Raw genomic sequence first — 16413 nt, forward strand, 5'->3', positions numbered from 1 at the left:
GAGAACTAATTTTTTCGGCTATGATTGGTAGTTTAATTTCTTTTTCTCTCCGCAACCGGCTGGTGGTTTTGCTGCTGGCAACTGGGTTATTTGGTTGGGGCGTATATTCCATTAGCATAAACAAAGTGGATGCTATTCCGGATTTATCTGAAAACCAGGTAATTGTTTTTACCGAGTGGATGGGCCGGAGCCCCCAGATTATCGAAGACCAGGTTACCTATCCCTTGGTTACAAACCTCCAGGGAATGCCTCAGGTAAAGTATGTACGCGGGGTTTCTATGTTTGGGATGAGTTTTATCTACATCATTTTTGACGATAAAACGGATGTGTACTGGGCGCGGGAACGAGTGCTGGAGCGCCTCAACTACGCTAACCGCTTACTGCCCGAAGGCGCCGTTCCTACCTTAGGACCGGATGGAACCGGAGTGGGCCATATTCTTTGGTACACCTTAGATGCCCCCGGTATGGATTTAGGCGAACAGCGAGCCATTCAGGATTGGTACGTGAAATTCTCGTTGCAAAATGTTGCGGGAGTCAGCGAAATTGCTTCGTTCGGTGGCTTCCAGAAACAATACCAGATCACCTTAGACCCTAACAAATTAACTTATTTTAATCTATCAGTACCACAGGTAATTGGCGCGGTGCGGGCGAACAACAACGAGAGCGGGGGGCGCAAGTTCGAACTAAGTGATATTGGGTATATTATTAAAACTACCGGTTACCTGCAATCCACGGAGCAAATCGAAGATATTCCGGTGGTAACCACCAATACTATTCCGGTACGGGTAAAAGATGTTGCTACTGTGCAAATGACCGGTGAATCCCGATTGGGAATTTTTGATCTGAACGGAGAGGGCGAAGCGGTGGGGGGAATTGTAGTAATGCGCTACGGTGAAAACGCCGCTGAAGTAATTGCCAACGTAAAGGCCAAAATGAAAGAGGTTGCCGTTGGTTTACCTAAAGGGGTAAAATTTAATATTGTTTACGACCGCAGCGGTTTAATTAAAGAATCGGTAGACTCGGTAAAAGCCACTTTGATAGAAGAAATGCTGGTGGCTTCTGTTTTAGTTTTTATTTTTCTCTTTCACTGGCGCAGTGCCCTTATCATTATTATTCAACTCCCGCTCTCGGTTGCCATTGGATTTATTTTATTAAATGCCTTTGATATTTCTTCTAACATAATGTCGCTTACCGGAATTGCTCTGGCCATTGGGGTGATTGTAGATGATGCTATAGTAATGGTAGAGAATGCGTACCGGCATTTAGCAGATGCGCAAAGTAGGGAAGATGCTTTTAACAAAGAAAATTATGGATAATAAGAAACGCTTAGCAATCATCGAAAAAGCTTCGAAGCAAGTTGGGCCTAGCGTGTTTTGGAGTACCATTATCACCATTGCTTCTTTTTTACCGGTGTTTTTATTATCTGGACAGGAAGGCCGTTTGTTTAGCCCGTTGGCCTGGACTAAAACCTTTATATTACTTGTAGATGCATTTATAGCCATAACCGTTACCCCCGTGCTACTTTCCCTTTTTCTGAAAGGTAAGTTTAAACCCGAAAACACCAATCCTATTAATCGCGGCTTGGAAAGGGTATACGGGCCTATTTTGCGCTGGTGTTTGGAGTGGCGTAAAACAACTATTGGCATTAACATTATTGCCTTGCTTATTGCCATTCCGATGATATTACGGTTAGGTTCGGAGTTTATGCCGCCTCTGGACGAAAGCTCCATTTTATTTATGCCCATCACACTGCCGGATATTTCTAACTCCGAGGCCAAGCGCATTTTACAAGTGCAGGATAAAATTATTAAATCGGTGCCGGAAGTAGCGCAGGTTTTAGGTAAAGCGGGCCGGGCGAGTACCGCTACGGATAATTCGCCTATCAGCATGATTGAAACCATTATTCAATTAAAGCCCGAAACGGAATGGCGGGAAGGCATGACCAAAGCTAAAATTATAGCCGAACTCGACCAAAAGCTGCAAATTCCTGGGGTGATAAACGGCTGGACACAACCTATTATTAACCGGATTAATATGTTGGCTACCGGTATTCGTACGGATGTAGGAGTGAAAGTATATGGGCAAAGTCTCGATTCCATTGCTTTGGTTTCGGAAAGAGTAAGAAACGCACTTCAGAAAATTCCGGGGGTGAAGGATTTATACATTGAGCCGGTTACCGGTGGTAAATATTTAGAAATTCAGACAAAACGGGAAGAACTGGGCCGGTACGGATTGTCGGTGAATGATGTAAATGCGGTTGTCGAATCTGCTTTGGGTGGCACACCCATTGGGAATACCGTAGAAGGGCGCCAGCGATTTTCTATTAACGTAAGATTAGCCCAGGAATACCGCAATAGTCTAGACCGCATCCGACGCATTCCTATCCAATCCGTTTCTTTGGGTTCCGTACCCTTATCGGCAGTGGCAGAAGTAAAATTCGTGGAAGGGCCGCCCATGATTGCGTCTGAAAATGCCCAGTTACGTGGAGCCGTGCTTTTTAATGTGCGCGACCGGGATTTGGGAAGTACCGTACAGGAGTCTATTCAGAAAATAAACCAGGAAGTAACCAGGATACCCACTGGCTACCACCTGGAATGGAGCGGGCAATGGGAAAATCAAATTCGGGCCAACCAAACCCTGAAAATCATTATTCCTCTGGTACTTATCATTATTTTCCTGATTCTCTATTTCTCCTTTAAATCCTTAAAAGAAGCTTTACTCAATTTAATAACTATTCCCTTTGCCATGATTGGGGGGGTATTTATTGTGTACTTCTACGGCATTAACTTATCGGTAGCGGTAGCAGTTGGTTTTATTGCTCTGTTTGGTTTAGCCGTAGAAACGGCCATGGTGATGGTAGTTTACCTCAACGAGGCCATGAACCAGTTAGTAGCAGAAAAAGGCAATTCCAGTCAAACCATTACCAAGCAGGACATTCGGGAATATGTTTTTAGAGGAGCAGCCAAACGCTTGCGACCCAAAATAATGACGGTTTCAGTTTCTTTGTTTGGTTTAATTCCGGTGTTGTGGGCTACGGGAGTTGGTACAGATGTAATGTTGCCTATTGTGTTGCCCTTGATTGGTGGTGTATTTACTTCTTCTATCCATATTTTGCTGGTTACGCCGGTGGTTTTTGAAATGACAAAAGAGTACGAACTCAGAAAACACGGCAAAATTGAAATTTACGATGTTAAACATTAATTATATAAAACACCTGGTAAGCGTGTTTTTATTACTGGCTGTTTTACCTCTACAAGCGCAGAACCGGGTATTGAACCTGGATAGTGTACTACTCTATATTCATCATAATAATCAAATGTTGCAGGAACACGACTTGCAAACCCAAGCCCTAAAAAAATATGCTGAAGGAGCCAAAAGCTGGATGCCGCCCATGGTAGGAGCCGGAGTGTTTATGTATCCTTATCCGGGGCAAAGGATTATGGAAGACCGGGATAAAGGTATGATTATGGCCGCGGCCCAGCAGGAAATTCCTAATCCGGCGAAACTGAAAGCTAAAGAAAAATACATGCAATCGCAGGCAGAAGTTGAAGATGCTGGTCATGAAGTAATGTACAATCAGTTTCGGACCCAGGCTAAAACTGCTTATTACCAATGGGTAGTTTTAGAGAAAAAAAAATCTGTCCTCCGCGAAAATCAACGCATAATGGAGTTTATGCTCAAGCTTGCCAAGGTAAGATATCCTTATAACCAAAGCAGCTTAGGCAGTATTTACAAAGCCGAAGGAAGATTGCACGAGGTGGAAAACATGCAGCTGATGAATGAAAGTGAGATTGAAATGAGGAACATCCAGTTGAACATTCTGATGAACCTGCCCAAAGAAACCCGTTTTACAATAGATACGGTGGTAAATACCCCAGATGTTACTATGTCTTTGGATACTGCTTATTTCAGCTCGGCCCGGAGCGATGTACGGCAGTTAGATAAAAAAATTGAATCGATGCGGCTGAACCTGCGCCTCGAAAATATAATGCGTAAGCCAGATTTTAATGTCCGGTTTGAAAACATGCTGCCCCGCGACCGGATGATGCCGCAGGTATTTACCGCTATGGGTATGGTATCTATCCCGATTGCGCCGTGGTCGAACCGAATGTTTAAAGCCAATTCCAAGGCCATGAGCCTGGAAATAAAAGCCATGCAAATTGGTCGGGAAAACCTGCTAAAAGAGGCCCAAGGTATGGCAGCCAATATGGCTTTGGAGTTAAAAACAAAGAAGACGCAGGTTCAAAATTACCAAACCAAAATTATTCCGGCTCTAAGGCGAAATTACGAAACCACTTTACTTAGCTACGAGCAAAATACCGGACAATTACCCTTAGTTATTGATGCCTGGGAAGCTCTGAACATGGCCCAAATGGAATACCTGAATAACCTGGAACAACTCTACTTGATTGGAGTCAATTATGAGAAAGAACTTGAAAAATAATTTATTAAAAACTTTTGCGAATCCATGGTCTCCTTTAGAGGAGGTAGGGGGAAGATTATTTTTATTCAAAATTCCAATTGTTATCATTTCTCTACTACTAGCCATTACCACTACTGCTTGCCGCAAAAACCATAACCATGCTGCTGAAAATGCCACTGAGGTGCAATATACCTGCCCCATGCACCCGCAGATTGTGCGCGACCAGCCCGGTGATTGCCCGGTTTGCGGCATGACCTTGGTAGCTAAACAAACTGCGAATACGCCTGCCGTAACCACTACATCCGACTTAAATTATCTTTTGCAACCAGTGAACCAAACCATTGTGGCTGACTTAAAAACTATTCGGCCGGTACAAAAACAGGTGCAAAATGAAATAATAATGAGTGGAATAGTAACCTATGATACCCGGCAACAATTTATTATTCCAGCTAGGTTTAGCGGACGGCTTGAAAAATTATACGTGCAGTTTAATTACCAGCCGGTACGCAAAGGGCAGAAGTTGTTTGATATTTATAGCCCTGAATTGGTAACGGCGCAAAAAGAATTGCTTTACCTGTTGCAAAATGATCCTACCAATACGGCCTTAATCAACGGTGCCCGACAAAAATTAAAATTTTTAGGTGCTACCGAGGCGCAATTAAATGTTTTAGCCGAAAATGGAAAAGAATCCTATATTTTCTCGGTGTACAGTCCTTATACCGGGTATGTACTCGACCCAGCAGTCACTGCAGCTCCGTCTGTAGTTCCTGCCTCTTCAATCGCAACCGCCGGAGGAGATAACATGGCAACAATGGGTAATTCAGGTAATACGGGTAGTAGTGCTGGGGCGAGTACTCCTACACCAACAACTAGTAATGGATTTGCTATCCGGGAAGGAATGTACGTAACCACCGGGCAGGCATTGCTAAAAGTAGTGGATGCTTCGCAGGTATGGGCGCAATTTAAGGTGCCCAGTCACCAAACTAATCCATTATTACCGGGAACAACTATCTCTATTTATTTTAATCAAATACCCGGCGACTCCGTACGCACCCGAGTTAGCCTGGTAGAACCGGTTTATGCCGCAGGAGAAAATTTTGCCCAAGTCCGCGCTTCACTTCCAACTAAAAATAAATCAACCCAAATTGGTCAATTAATTACCGGAAAAGCTACTTACAACACCGGAGTAGCACTTTGGGTACCAAAAGAAGCCGTTCTGGATATTGGTACGCAAGCTGTAGCTTTTCAAAAATCTAATAATGTTTTTAAACCGGTTCTGGTTCAGGTGGGGCAGCGGGCAAATAGTCAGGTAGAAATAGTATCGGGATTAACGGCCAAAGATGTAGTAGCAGCCAACGCTCAATTTTTAGTGGATAGCGAAAGCTTTATTAAGGTGGAGGATAATATGCAATGAAAAAAAAAATTAGTAAATTTTTCTTGTTAGGAATGGTCGGGGTATTCGTTTCTTGTCTTGAAAAAGACAAACACGTGCACCACGAAGCCGAAAATGCATCTAGCCAAGCAGCTTCCAACATTACTTATACTTGCCCGATGCACCCGCAAATTGTGGAGAGCGAACCCGGTTCCTGCCCCATCTGTGGTATGAATCTGGAACCGGTAACGAAACAGGTTTCTCAGGATAATACAACCAGTATCATGTTGAGTGATACCCAGATTAAGCTGGGTAATATAACGGCACGGACGGTGCAAACAGGTCAGGTGGGGAGTAATACTATTTTAACGGGTCGGTTAGTTTTTGACGAAACCCAGGTAGATTTAATAAGCAGCCGGGCCGCTGGCCGAATTGAAAAGTTATATGTGAAGGAAACTGGCCGGCCAATCCGGAAAGGACAGCCCCTTTACGAATTGTACAGCGAATCCTTGCTCACCATGGAGCAGGAATATTTGCTGGCACTGGATCAGGTAAAAGCTTTTCCGGGGCAAAAGCAGTTTGTTTCGATTCTGGAAGCTGCCGAACGCAAATTGCAGTTGGTAGGCTTAACGAATGCGCAGATAAACAAAATAGCCAATGCCCGCCAATTAGATGCCCGTATTACTTTTCTGGCTCCCACTTCCGGTACGGTAACCGAAATTGCCGCAGCAGAAGGAATTTATGTAGCCGAAGGAAGTTTACTTTACCGCCTTAACCAATTTTCTACAATTTGGGTGGAAGCCGAATTATACACCTCGGAAGCCAACCAGTTAAAAATAGGTACACCTATAGAAGTAAGAATAGCAGGGACTTCTAAACCGATAAATACGAAAATAGCTTTTATCAATCCGGAGTTCCGGCAAAATACTCAGGTATTAATTGCCCGGGCAGAACTGCCCAATCCAAAAGGACAGTTTATTGCCGGCACGCAAGCTACTATTACTCTTCCAGGTGCAACCAATCAGGCTCTTGTTGTGCCATTAGATGCTGTTATTCGCGATTCCCGCGGAGCCTATGTGTGGCTACAAACTGCCAAAAATACTTTTTTGCCAAAAATGGTTACTCTGGGAGAGGAAAGTGCTAACCAGGTAGCTATAACTAGTGGGTTGAATGCCAACGATACTGTGGTTGTAACCGGAGCTTACCTGCTTCACAGCGAATCTGTTTTAAAAAATGGATCCGACCAGATGGCTGGTCACAATCATTAATCCTATGAAATCCTGTTGCCAAAACGAACCTACTAAAAAGAAAAAGTCTTACTTCCGGATTGCTGGTATATCCTGCTGAGCTGTTTAAATGCTTTCGTTTTATTCCAACAACACTGGCAATGCAAAAAAGATAGGCTCTTAAGTTTTATTATCCTGAAAAAGCAACCGAACAATTGAAGAGTAATTAATAAAAAATTACAAGGGTAAAAATTCAATTCTCCTGATTATTGATTCAAAAATATAAAATTGATATATTAGTTGGCCTAATTTGCTGATTTTAAGATGTAAAATTGGTATTTTCTTCCTTTTAAGCCCAAACTAATAACTATGAAACACACCTTAAATAGTATCAGTAACAGGAAAGAATCTATTTTAAGTAAGCTTATTTACCTCTTTTGCCTTACTTTTTTAGCGGCATTAAACGCTTGTAACTCCAGTAATTCTGGTACGAAAAACATTCAAGTGGGGGAGGGCGATCTGGGTGGAGTAGTTACCGGCCCTAATGGTCCGGAAGCCGGAGTATGGATAATTGCCGAAACGCATGATTTGCCTACCCGATTTGCCAAAATTGTTGTGACTGACGACAAAGGCCGTTATGTACTACCTGATCTGCCCAAAGCTAACTACTCGGTTTGGGTACGGGGTTATGGGCTGGTTGATTCTCCTAAAAAGCAAGTTAAACCCGGGCAAAATCTGGACTTAACGGCGGTAGTAGCACCCACTCCGCAAGCTGCCGCTGAATATTACCCGGCTGGTTATTGGTTTTCTATGTTACATGTGCCCGAAAAAAGTAAATTTCCGGGGACCGGTCCCGATGGTAACGGCATTTTATCGAATGTTAAAACCCAGGCCAACTTTCTGTCTAGCATTAAATCAGGAACTTGTCTCGCTTGTCATCAATTAGGCAGTAAGGGCACCCGGGAATTTCAGAAATCCTTAGGTACTTTTAATAATTCGGTAGATGCGTGGGAGCGCCGTTTGCGTTCGGGGCAGGCTGGACCTATTATGACTTCGGCCTTGCACCAAATCGGAAAAGATGAAGTACTCCGTATGTTTGCCGACTGGACCGACCGGATTAAAGCGGGTGAATTGCCCCCGGCTCCACCCCGGCCAGAAGGAATTGAACGGAATGTAGTGATTACCCAATGGGACTGGGCTGATCCAAAGGTTTATCTGCACGATTTGGTTTCTACGGATAGAAGGAACCCCACTGTAAACGCGAACGGACCTTTGTATGGTGCCCTGGAAGCAAGTGCCGATTACCTACCGGTACTGGACCCCATAACTCATACTACCAGCCAAATACCGCTTACTGTACGGGACCCGAATACTCCCGTTATTTCCGGAGAAGTACTCGAACCTTCGCCTTACTGGGGTACGGAGGCCATCTGGAACAGCAAAACTAACGTGCATAATCCCATGATGGATGGGGAGGGCAATGTTTGGATTACTGCCGCCGTACGGCCCACCGATAATCTCGATAACTTTAAAGATCATCCCTCGGCCAAGCTTTTTCCGCTGAAAAGGTCCGGTCGCCATTTAGGTGTATATAATCCGAAAACCAAAAAATATACTCCAATCAGTACCAATTTTAGTACTCACCATTTAATGTTTGCGGAGGATAATAAAAATACGCTTTGGACCAGCGGCGGGGGAGAAGTTATTGGGTGGTTTGATACAAAAAAATACCAGGAAACCGGTGATGAAAAAGTAGCTCAGGGATGGACGGCTCTTATTCTGGATACCAATGGCAACGGCAAGCGCGATGCGTATGTGGAACCAGACCAACCGGTAGATCCCAAAAAAGACAAACGGATTACTAAAGGTCTTTACTCGGTAGCTCCAGCTCCGGATGGTTCGGTTTGGGGATCAACGTTGGGTTATCCGGGCGGAATAGTACGGTTAGTTCCGGGTACCAATCCATCTGAAACAGCTTTGGTAGAATACTACGAATTACCCATAGATGACAAAGGGGAACCCGTTGAAGGCTTCTCTCCTAGGGGGATGGACATTGACCGGAACGGCGTAGCTTGGGTGGCATTAGCCAGCGGACATTTGGCCAGCTTTGATCGGCGTAAAGTTAAAAATCCGCTCAATGGTCCTAATGCCACCGGCCAGCACGGTGGTGATGGCTGGACATTTTACACCGAACCTTTGCCGCAACTAAAAGGCGTAAATTACAAAGGAAGCGCTGAATCCAGTTATTATACCTGGGTAGACCAGTTTAATACGTTTGGCTTGGGCGAGAATATTCCCATTAATACCGGCAATGAATCCGAAGCTTTGTTGGTGCTTAAAGATGGGAAATGGGTGAAACTACGGGTTCCTTACCCAATGGGCTTTTACACTAAATGGCTGGATGGTCGGATTGATGATCCGAAAGGCGGTTGGAAGGGCAGAGGACTCTGGGCTACCATTAGCACCCGGGCTCCTTTCCATATGGAAGGCGGCAAAGGTACTACCAGCAAAGTATTTAAATTCCAAATGCGTCCGGACCCTTTAGCCAGGTAATAAGAATACATTATATTTTTAGGAAAGAGCTTCGGGAGCGGGACTGCTGGCTGGTCTGGATTTATCTTCAGGTAGGGGAATAAATTCTAGGTTATCAGTTGGAGGGAGAAGAATCCGGCCTTCTTTCCAATCGGCTTTAGCTTGTTCAATCCGGTCTTTTCGGGAGGAAACAAAATTCCACCAGATAAAACGCTGGCCCAGAGGTTCGCCGCCTAGCAACATTAAAGTAGAAGTTTCTTTGGCGACAATTACCGGATCTACCCCTTTGTTGAAGACCAGCATTTGCCCAATTGAATATGACCTGCCCAAGATTTCAACGCTACCTTTGGCTATATAAACGCCCCTTTCGGAATGCTCCCGCGGCAAACCGAATCGGGCTCCTTGCTGTAATACCACATGCAGGTAAAATAATGGTGAGTGTGTTTTTACATTATTCTTTAAACCAAAAGCATCACCAGCTATAAGGCGCATCCATACGCCGGTATCGGTAAAAACAGGCAACTGCTCGGGTTTGTAGTTATCAAAAGTAGGAGCTAATTCTTCCTCGTTTTCCGGTAAAGCTACCCAGGTTTGAATCATTTCTAATTGGCCACCGGCTAAAGCTGCCGGATCTTCAAACCGTTCTGAATGGGCAATGCCGCTGCCAGCCGTCATCCAATTCACTTCTCCCGGACGAATTACTTGTTGCACACCCAAACTGTCGCGGTGCGTAACTTGTCCGCCAAACAAGTAACTTACCGTAGATAAACCAATATGCGGATGCGGCAAAACATCCATATTAGTGGGTTGTTGGGGAGCTAATTCTATTGGACCGGCATGATCCATAAAAATAAAAGGACCAACCATCCGGCGCAACCGGAAAGGAAGTATCCGGCGAACGTCCATTCCCGGACCAATGGACGCTTTACGAGCTTCTATTACAATATCCAGCATACCTTTTCAATTAATTTGTTGCCCTTAAAAACGCAAATACCCGGTAAAAAGACAAAATAATTAAGTAAAACCAAGCAAAAAGGAGAAAGTTAAGGTTAAGGCAGTTAGTACTTTTATTTGTAGGTTATGCTACTACATTACACCCCACCCCTGAATTATCCCTTATAACAGAGTGATGCATCATTTTAGAAATGGGCCAAAGAAAAAGCTGCCTGAAGTTTTATAATATGAAAAGATAGAACCTGTTTCCTAAATTCTATACCTGATTCTGGCATTATGAAGTTTGTGTTATCCTGGATTACTCAAAGTCCAATTTTGGAATAATTAGTAAAACTAAATTTAAGCACTTTTGCCTTAAACATCCGTTATTATTACTTGTTTTACTTTATTTACAAAATAAACAATGTAGCTACATATATTATGGAAATAGGCATTACCACCTTCGTTGAAAATACTCCTGATCCATCTACCGGCAAGCTTTTAGCTCCCTATGAAAGAATGAGTAACCTGATGGAAGAAATTGAATTAGCCGACCAGGTTGGCTTGGATGTTTTTTCCATTGGGGAGCATCATCGGCCCGATTTTCTAGTATCGGCTCCGGCGGTAGTTTTGGGAGCAGCGGCAGTGAAAACCAAACAAATAAAGCTATCCAGCGCCGTAACTGTGTTGAGTTCGGATGATCCGGTTCGGGTATTTCAGGATTTTGCCCACGTAGATTTACTATCCAAAGGAAGGGCCGAAATTATGGCTGGTAGGGGTTCTTTTATTGAATCTTTCCCGCTTTTTGGCAACGACTTAAAAGACTACAATTCTCTTTTCTCCGAGAAATTAGAATTATTAATTAAATTAAATAAAGGTGAAAAAATAACTTGGGAGGGACATCACCGACCTTCCATCGACAACCGCGGCGTTTACCCCCGGCCCTACCAAACGGAATTGCCCATTTGGGTAGCCGTTGGCGGTACGCCGGAATCGGTGGTGCGGGCAGCTGATTATGGTTTACCAATGGCCCTGGCTATTATTGGCGGCATGCCCGAGCGGTTTGTACCTTTTACTGATTTATATAAAACTACCTATAAAAAAGCCGGACACGATGAAAGCAAATTTCAATTAGGAATTAACTCACACGGGTATATCGCCGATGATTCAAAAAAAGCTGCCGATGAATTTTACGGACCTTATGCTTTAGTAATGAGCCGGATCGGGCAGGAGCGAGGCTGGTCTCCGATGAACCGGCAACAATACGAATGGATGCGCTCGCCGGAAGGTTCTTTACTGGTAGGCAGCCCGCACCAGGTTATTGATAAAATTTTGTTTAATTACGAGCTTTTTGGAAATACCCGCTTTTTGCTGCATATAAGTGTGGGTACTTTACCGCACGCCAAAGTTTTACGGGCGATAGAATTACTAGGTACAGTGGTAGCTCCGGCCGTGAAAAAAGAAGTAGAAAAGCAGAAACAGGTAAGCGCAAAGTAGGCTTTGCCAAATTAACAATTAAACTTACTATCTAATCGTTTCTAATGTTATGGAAAGGCACGGAAGAAACTTCCGCGCCATTGTGTGGCATAAGGTTTTAAGGAAAGCTTAAAACTAAAAAACCGCTGAATGCAAATTCATCGGCTTTTTAGTTTTATCCTGAGCCTGAAGAAAACTTATTCAAGTATAGATTTATAGGTTATTTACTTTCCAGAGCCTTCTTTAACAAAGCTTGTAATTCATGGCCTTGATGAGAATGATCGTTGGCATCCAAGCGTTGCTGGAAACCTTGTAAAGTTTTTAAAGACTCCGCCGACTTCATGTCGCTGATTCTTTTTACGGTATACGGTAAAATACTCGACACTTTGGCTTTTTGCGCTACTTCTAAAGCTTTGTTCATATCGGTTGGTACAGTTGGTTCAAAAGCATACCATAACATCAAGGGTAGATTATGGTCTTCTTTGTCTTCTTCGTGCTGCATTAAAGCAGTTAAAGTTTCCCATCTTTTCTCAGGAGTGGTTCTTTGAATAGCAGAAGCTAAATACAACCTTACTACCGCCGATTTATCGTTTTTAGCCAGGTCGGCAAAACGCTTCAAAGCCGCATCCGATAAGTTTTTGTCTTCGGCTAATAGCTGAATGGCCCAGCTTCTTACGTGTTCGTTCTCGTTATCTAATAAAGCTAATAGTTCTTTCTCGCTTAAACCTTTGGTAACGTGTAGTGCCCACATAGCCCGTAATTTACGGGTAGGATCAGCATTATCATTCAGGATTTTCTTTAATGCTTTGTGTACTTTTTTATTTGGGCCACGTTCCTGCAAAATTAAACGGGCATTGCGGACGTACCATTCATTTGGATTCAGTTGGTAATTAACTAATTCCATATCCGAAGCTTTAGTTAAATCTACTTTCACAAACTTATCCGACTCGTGGCTGATCTTAAAAATCCGGCCCATGGTTTTTTGATGCACATCAGGGTTAGAGCTATGGCATTGGTTTTTGTCGTACCAATCAATAGCGAATACCGAACCGCTGGCATCGTACCGGAAATTTAACCACTGCGACCAGGTATCATTGGTAACCAGAAAATCTTTGCCGTGGCTTACCTGATAACCAGAACCCTTCGGATTTAGTAAATCCATGTTTACCCGGCTGCCATGAATGTTGTTCATAAAAATCTGATTACGCAGTTCTTTGGGCCAGTTTTCGTTGCCTAAATAAATCATGGCTCCGGCATGGGCATGACCGCCACCTTTGGAGTTGGATCTAAAATTACCGGCGTGCGGGCCGCGATCGCCAATCCAGTGCACGTGGTCGCCGGATTGTTTAATATCATCGTAGGTGTATTTGTTAAAGTGCTCACCGGCCTGCCGTTGGTAGCGGGCGCCCTGAATAACATGGAACATGTGCGGAATAACGCAAACGGTGATAAACGAATGGCCATAATCGTTCCAATCAATTCCCCAGGGGTTACTGGTTCCTTCGGCAAATAATTCAAATTTTTTGGTAGTAGGGTGGAAACGCCATACCCCGGCATTTAATTTAGTTCTTTCTGAATCAGGGGAACCTGGTTTGCCTACATTCGAATGGGTAAATACGCCATGTGTGCCGTATAACCAGCCATCGGGTCCCCACCGGAAGTTGTTCAGCATTTCGTGGGTATCTTCGTAGCCCCAACCATCCAATAATATCTGCGGCGGCCCTGCCGGTTTGTCACCGGATTTGTCAATTGGAATAAATAATAAATGCGGCGCAGAACCTAGCCAAACACCACCCATACCTATTTCAATGGCACTAATTAAATTTAAACCTTCGGTAAATACTTTCCGGCTGTCGAGCGTTCCATCCCCGTTGGTATCTTCAAAAATCAGAATCCGGTCTTTACCTTGTCCTTCGGGAGCTCTTACCGGGTAAGTATGGGCTTCGGCTACCCACAATCTTCCCTTAGCATCAATGGTAAAACTAATCGGACGAATAATTTCGGGCTCGGAGGCAGCTAATTTAACTGAAAAACCCGGTGCCATGGTCATAGCTTTGGCGGCTTCTACTCCGGAAAGCCCGGAATGCGTTACCGGATCTAATGGGGGAAGAATGATAATATCGCTTTGCTTCAGCTCATTCGTAAAATTCGGACGGGTGGCATGGAACTGAAAATCATCAAAGTTAATGTGCGCCCAGATATCGTCTTTAATGTAAGGAATAGTAGAAATCCCGGTTTCATTGTCTACCAGACGAATAAATATTTCCTTATTCATTACCGGCGATAAATCTACTACTACAGGTTGCAACGTTGCGCGACCGGTGCCGGTAATCTGAAAAAATACTTCTTTGTTATCGGCCCGTACCAGTTCTACCCGGGTGTCCTGCAAGGCACCACCGGAAACTTTAAAAGAAGCAAATTGTTGGGTTACGGTAAAAGGTACGGAAGTAAGAGTACCTGTACGTTTATAATTTTTGGTGCCACCGCTACTTACAAAATACTTACCGGTTTTGTTAATGGGCATGTCTTTTTCGTGCATCGGGGAAGGATCACCAGAAACCAACGGATTAGTAAAGGCATCGCCTTCGCCGGTCCAGTCTTGCAGACTGCCCTTTTCAAAATTTAAGTTTAAGGCTTTGCCGGCTTTCTTAGGGATTAAACCTACAATTGATTCTTCGGTAGAGGCAATTTCGGCTACTACCTCAAATTTGCCCACCATACCGGCCGCCCGGTGTCCTGGAATGGTACAAAAGTACGTATCGCTTTGCGTAGCTTTAAATACCACGCTGGCGGTATCGCCTTTTTCAACGAGTACTTTGCTTTTAACCCCAATTTTCTCCAGCGCTATATCGTGGGTCATTAGTTCGCCGTTCACAATTTTTATGCGTACGGTTTCTCCTTTTTTTGCTTGTAGTACCGGGTTCCGTTTTCCGTCGGTGCTGTAATAACCTAAAATGGTGGTTTGCAAGGTATAATCGCGATCGTATTTCGCTGCTTTTTTCACCTGCGGTAGAGCAGGCATGGGTTTGGCTTCCAGGATAGGGGCACTTAATAATAAAGTAAAAACAATTAAAATAAACGACCGGGGTAGGTTCATGATAACGGTATTGTTTTAAGTTAATATAAAAATGAAAAGTACATCCTTTGAGCAATTACCTTGGGCAAGCAGAAGCAAATAGTAAATAGCATTTTTATCTTAGTAAAAAGTTTTTTTACCAGCTTACAATGACCAAGATTAAAAATTTAAAAATTTATATCAGGAAGTTAAGGATAAACCGATAAAAAAAATAGATGCATTCAGATTTAATATAAGAATCTGATTAGAATTTTAAAGTTTACTAATTAAAAGCACTGGCTGGGTGTTTGCCCCGGTAAGTATATGAATGAAGGATTATAATAGACGGTGAGAACACCACTATTGGCCATATTTTTTAATTTTATTCGTAATACAAAACAATTTTAATTGAAGAGTGGATATTTTTGGTAAAGTTCTTTTTAATTACTGTACTTTTTTTTAGGTATTTCCGTCAGTTGAATATCCTTATAGTACACTTCTACTTTTCCACCGCCGTGGGTTTGTAAAGCTATCAAACCTGCCTGAGGAATAGAGGCATCTTCTTCGGCATAATTAACCGTTTGTTTGCCGTTTAAAAATATTTGAATTTGCTTTCCTTGGGTTCTTACTTCGTAGTCGTTCCAGTCATTTAGCCGGAGCACTTGTTTTACCAGCATAGAGTCGGCGGTAGCAAGTAATTTATCACGCCGCGATTCGTCGTATAAACTTGCCCAAAAACCTTTACCTAAGTCAGCCTGGTAGCCAGTCATTTCATAAGGTGGATTGGCAATACGTTGGCTGTGAAACTGAACCCCCCCGTTGATAAAGCCTTCTGAACCGGTAAGCTTAAACTTTAACTTTAAAATATAATTAGAATAGCTCTTAGTGGTGCTGAGAAATTCGTTATGGGGTACTTTCTCGGTGAGTGATCCTCCTACAAAAGCGCCATCCTGGATGCGCCAGGTATGCAGGGTATCGCCCTGCCAACCCTTAAAGTTTTTACCATTAAATAATTGAATCGTTTTAGGCTTAGGCGGAGTTAAGGAGAGACAAAAATAACCAGTAAAAAGAACGAGCGGTAAAAATAATTTTTTCATAACAGATTGGTTAAGGCGATTTACCCAGAATACTTACTTTATTTTAAAACCTTCGAAATTATAATATTCTGGATTAAATTTCTTTTATCTGTTAAAAGAAAAATTTATTGTTAATCCTTATTATAATTATTGAAGATTTATAGGTAAGCCTTGATGGCAGCCGGAACCTAATATACTGTGCAAGTTACTATGGCGCAAGGTTTACTATAAAAACTGGAACGTATTACTTTTAAATTTAGGATTATGAGTAGACCACTCCTAACCAACGGTACGTACCACCCATTCCAAACTTAGGTATT

The 16413-nt window shown here is 43.2% G+C and carries 10 protein-coding genes; 7 read left to right on the forward strand and 3 right to left on the reverse strand.

All coding sequences use genetic code 11. The annotated features are described in order from the left end of the window. Positions 1-20: 20 nt before the first annotated feature. The 6 genes from HUW48_RS27250 to HUW48_RS09300 all read left to right on the forward strand — a co-directional run bounded on the left by HUW48_RS27250 (position 21) and on the right by HUW48_RS09300 (position 9574). Positions 21-1316 (forward strand): efflux RND transporter permease subunit, encoded by a 1296-nt coding sequence (locus HUW48_RS27250; protein ID WP_182415406.1) that lies wholly within the window; start codon positions 21-23, stop codon positions 1314-1316. Further along, complete coding sequence (locus tag HUW48_RS27255; RefSeq protein ID WP_182415407.1) at positions 1309-3201, forward strand: efflux RND transporter permease subunit; 1893 nt, start codon at positions 1309-1311, stop codon at positions 3199-3201. Before HUW48_RS27250 ends, HUW48_RS27255 begins: the two co-directional genes overlap by 8 nt. Continuing rightward, on the forward strand, positions 3188-4444 hold the full coding sequence (locus HUW48_RS09285; protein WP_182415408.1) for a TolC family protein: 1257 nt from the start codon (positions 3188-3190) through the stop codon (positions 4442-4444). The genes HUW48_RS27255 and HUW48_RS09285 overlap by 14 nt, the downstream gene beginning before the upstream one ends. Further along, positions 4422-5837 (forward strand): efflux RND transporter periplasmic adaptor subunit, encoded by a 1416-nt coding sequence (locus tag HUW48_RS09290; RefSeq protein ID WP_182415409.1) that lies wholly within the window; start codon positions 4422-4424, stop codon positions 5835-5837. Before HUW48_RS09285 ends, HUW48_RS09290 begins: the two co-directional genes overlap by 23 nt. Further along, positions 5834-7063 (forward strand): efflux RND transporter periplasmic adaptor subunit, encoded by a 1230-nt coding sequence (locus HUW48_RS09295; protein ID WP_182415410.1) that lies wholly within the window; start codon positions 5834-5836, stop codon positions 7061-7063. The genes HUW48_RS09290 and HUW48_RS09295 overlap by 4 nt, the downstream gene beginning before the upstream one ends. Before the next feature lie 327 nt (positions 7064-7390). Then, on the forward strand, positions 7391-9574 hold the full coding sequence (locus HUW48_RS09300) for a carboxypeptidase-like regulatory domain-containing protein (protein WP_220464006.1): 2184 nt from the start codon (positions 7391-7393) through the stop codon (positions 9572-9574). 18 nt (positions 9575-9592) lie between these two features. Here HUW48_RS09300 and HUW48_RS09305 read toward each other — a convergent pair whose 3' ends face one another. Continuing rightward, positions 9593-10507 carry a pirin family protein gene (locus tag HUW48_RS09305; protein WP_182415411.1) on the reverse strand — a complete coding sequence of 305 codons (915 nt, stop codon included), beginning with the start codon at positions 10505-10507 and terminating at the stop codon, positions 9593-9595. A 420-nt stretch (positions 10508-10927) separates the two neighbouring features. Between HUW48_RS09305 and HUW48_RS09310 the strand changes: the two genes are divergently transcribed. After that, on the forward strand, positions 10928-11983 hold the full coding sequence (locus HUW48_RS09310; RefSeq protein ID WP_182415412.1) for an LLM class flavin-dependent oxidoreductase: 1056 nt from the start codon (positions 10928-10930) through the stop codon (positions 11981-11983). A gap of 199 nt (positions 11984-12182) precedes the next feature. On the opposite strand, the gene HUW48_RS09315 is transcribed toward HUW48_RS09310, so the two are convergent. Further along, positions 12183-15059, reverse strand: coding sequence for a PVC-type heme-binding CxxCH protein (locus HUW48_RS09315; protein ID WP_182415413.1), 2877 nt, complete (start codon positions 15057-15059; stop codon positions 12183-12185). A 398-nt stretch (positions 15060-15457) separates the two neighbouring features. After that, positions 15458-16114 carry a 3-keto-disaccharide hydrolase gene (locus HUW48_RS09320; protein ID WP_182415414.1) on the reverse strand — a complete coding sequence of 219 codons (657 nt, stop codon included), beginning with the start codon at positions 16112-16114 and terminating at the stop codon, positions 15458-15460. Between the last annotated feature and the right edge of the window lie 299 nt (positions 16115-16413).

Origin of the sequence: Adhaeribacter radiodurans (assembly GCF_014075995.1) — a bacterium.
Lineage (GTDB): Bacteria > Bacteroidota > Bacteroidia > Cytophagales > Hymenobacteraceae > Adhaeribacter > Adhaeribacter radiodurans.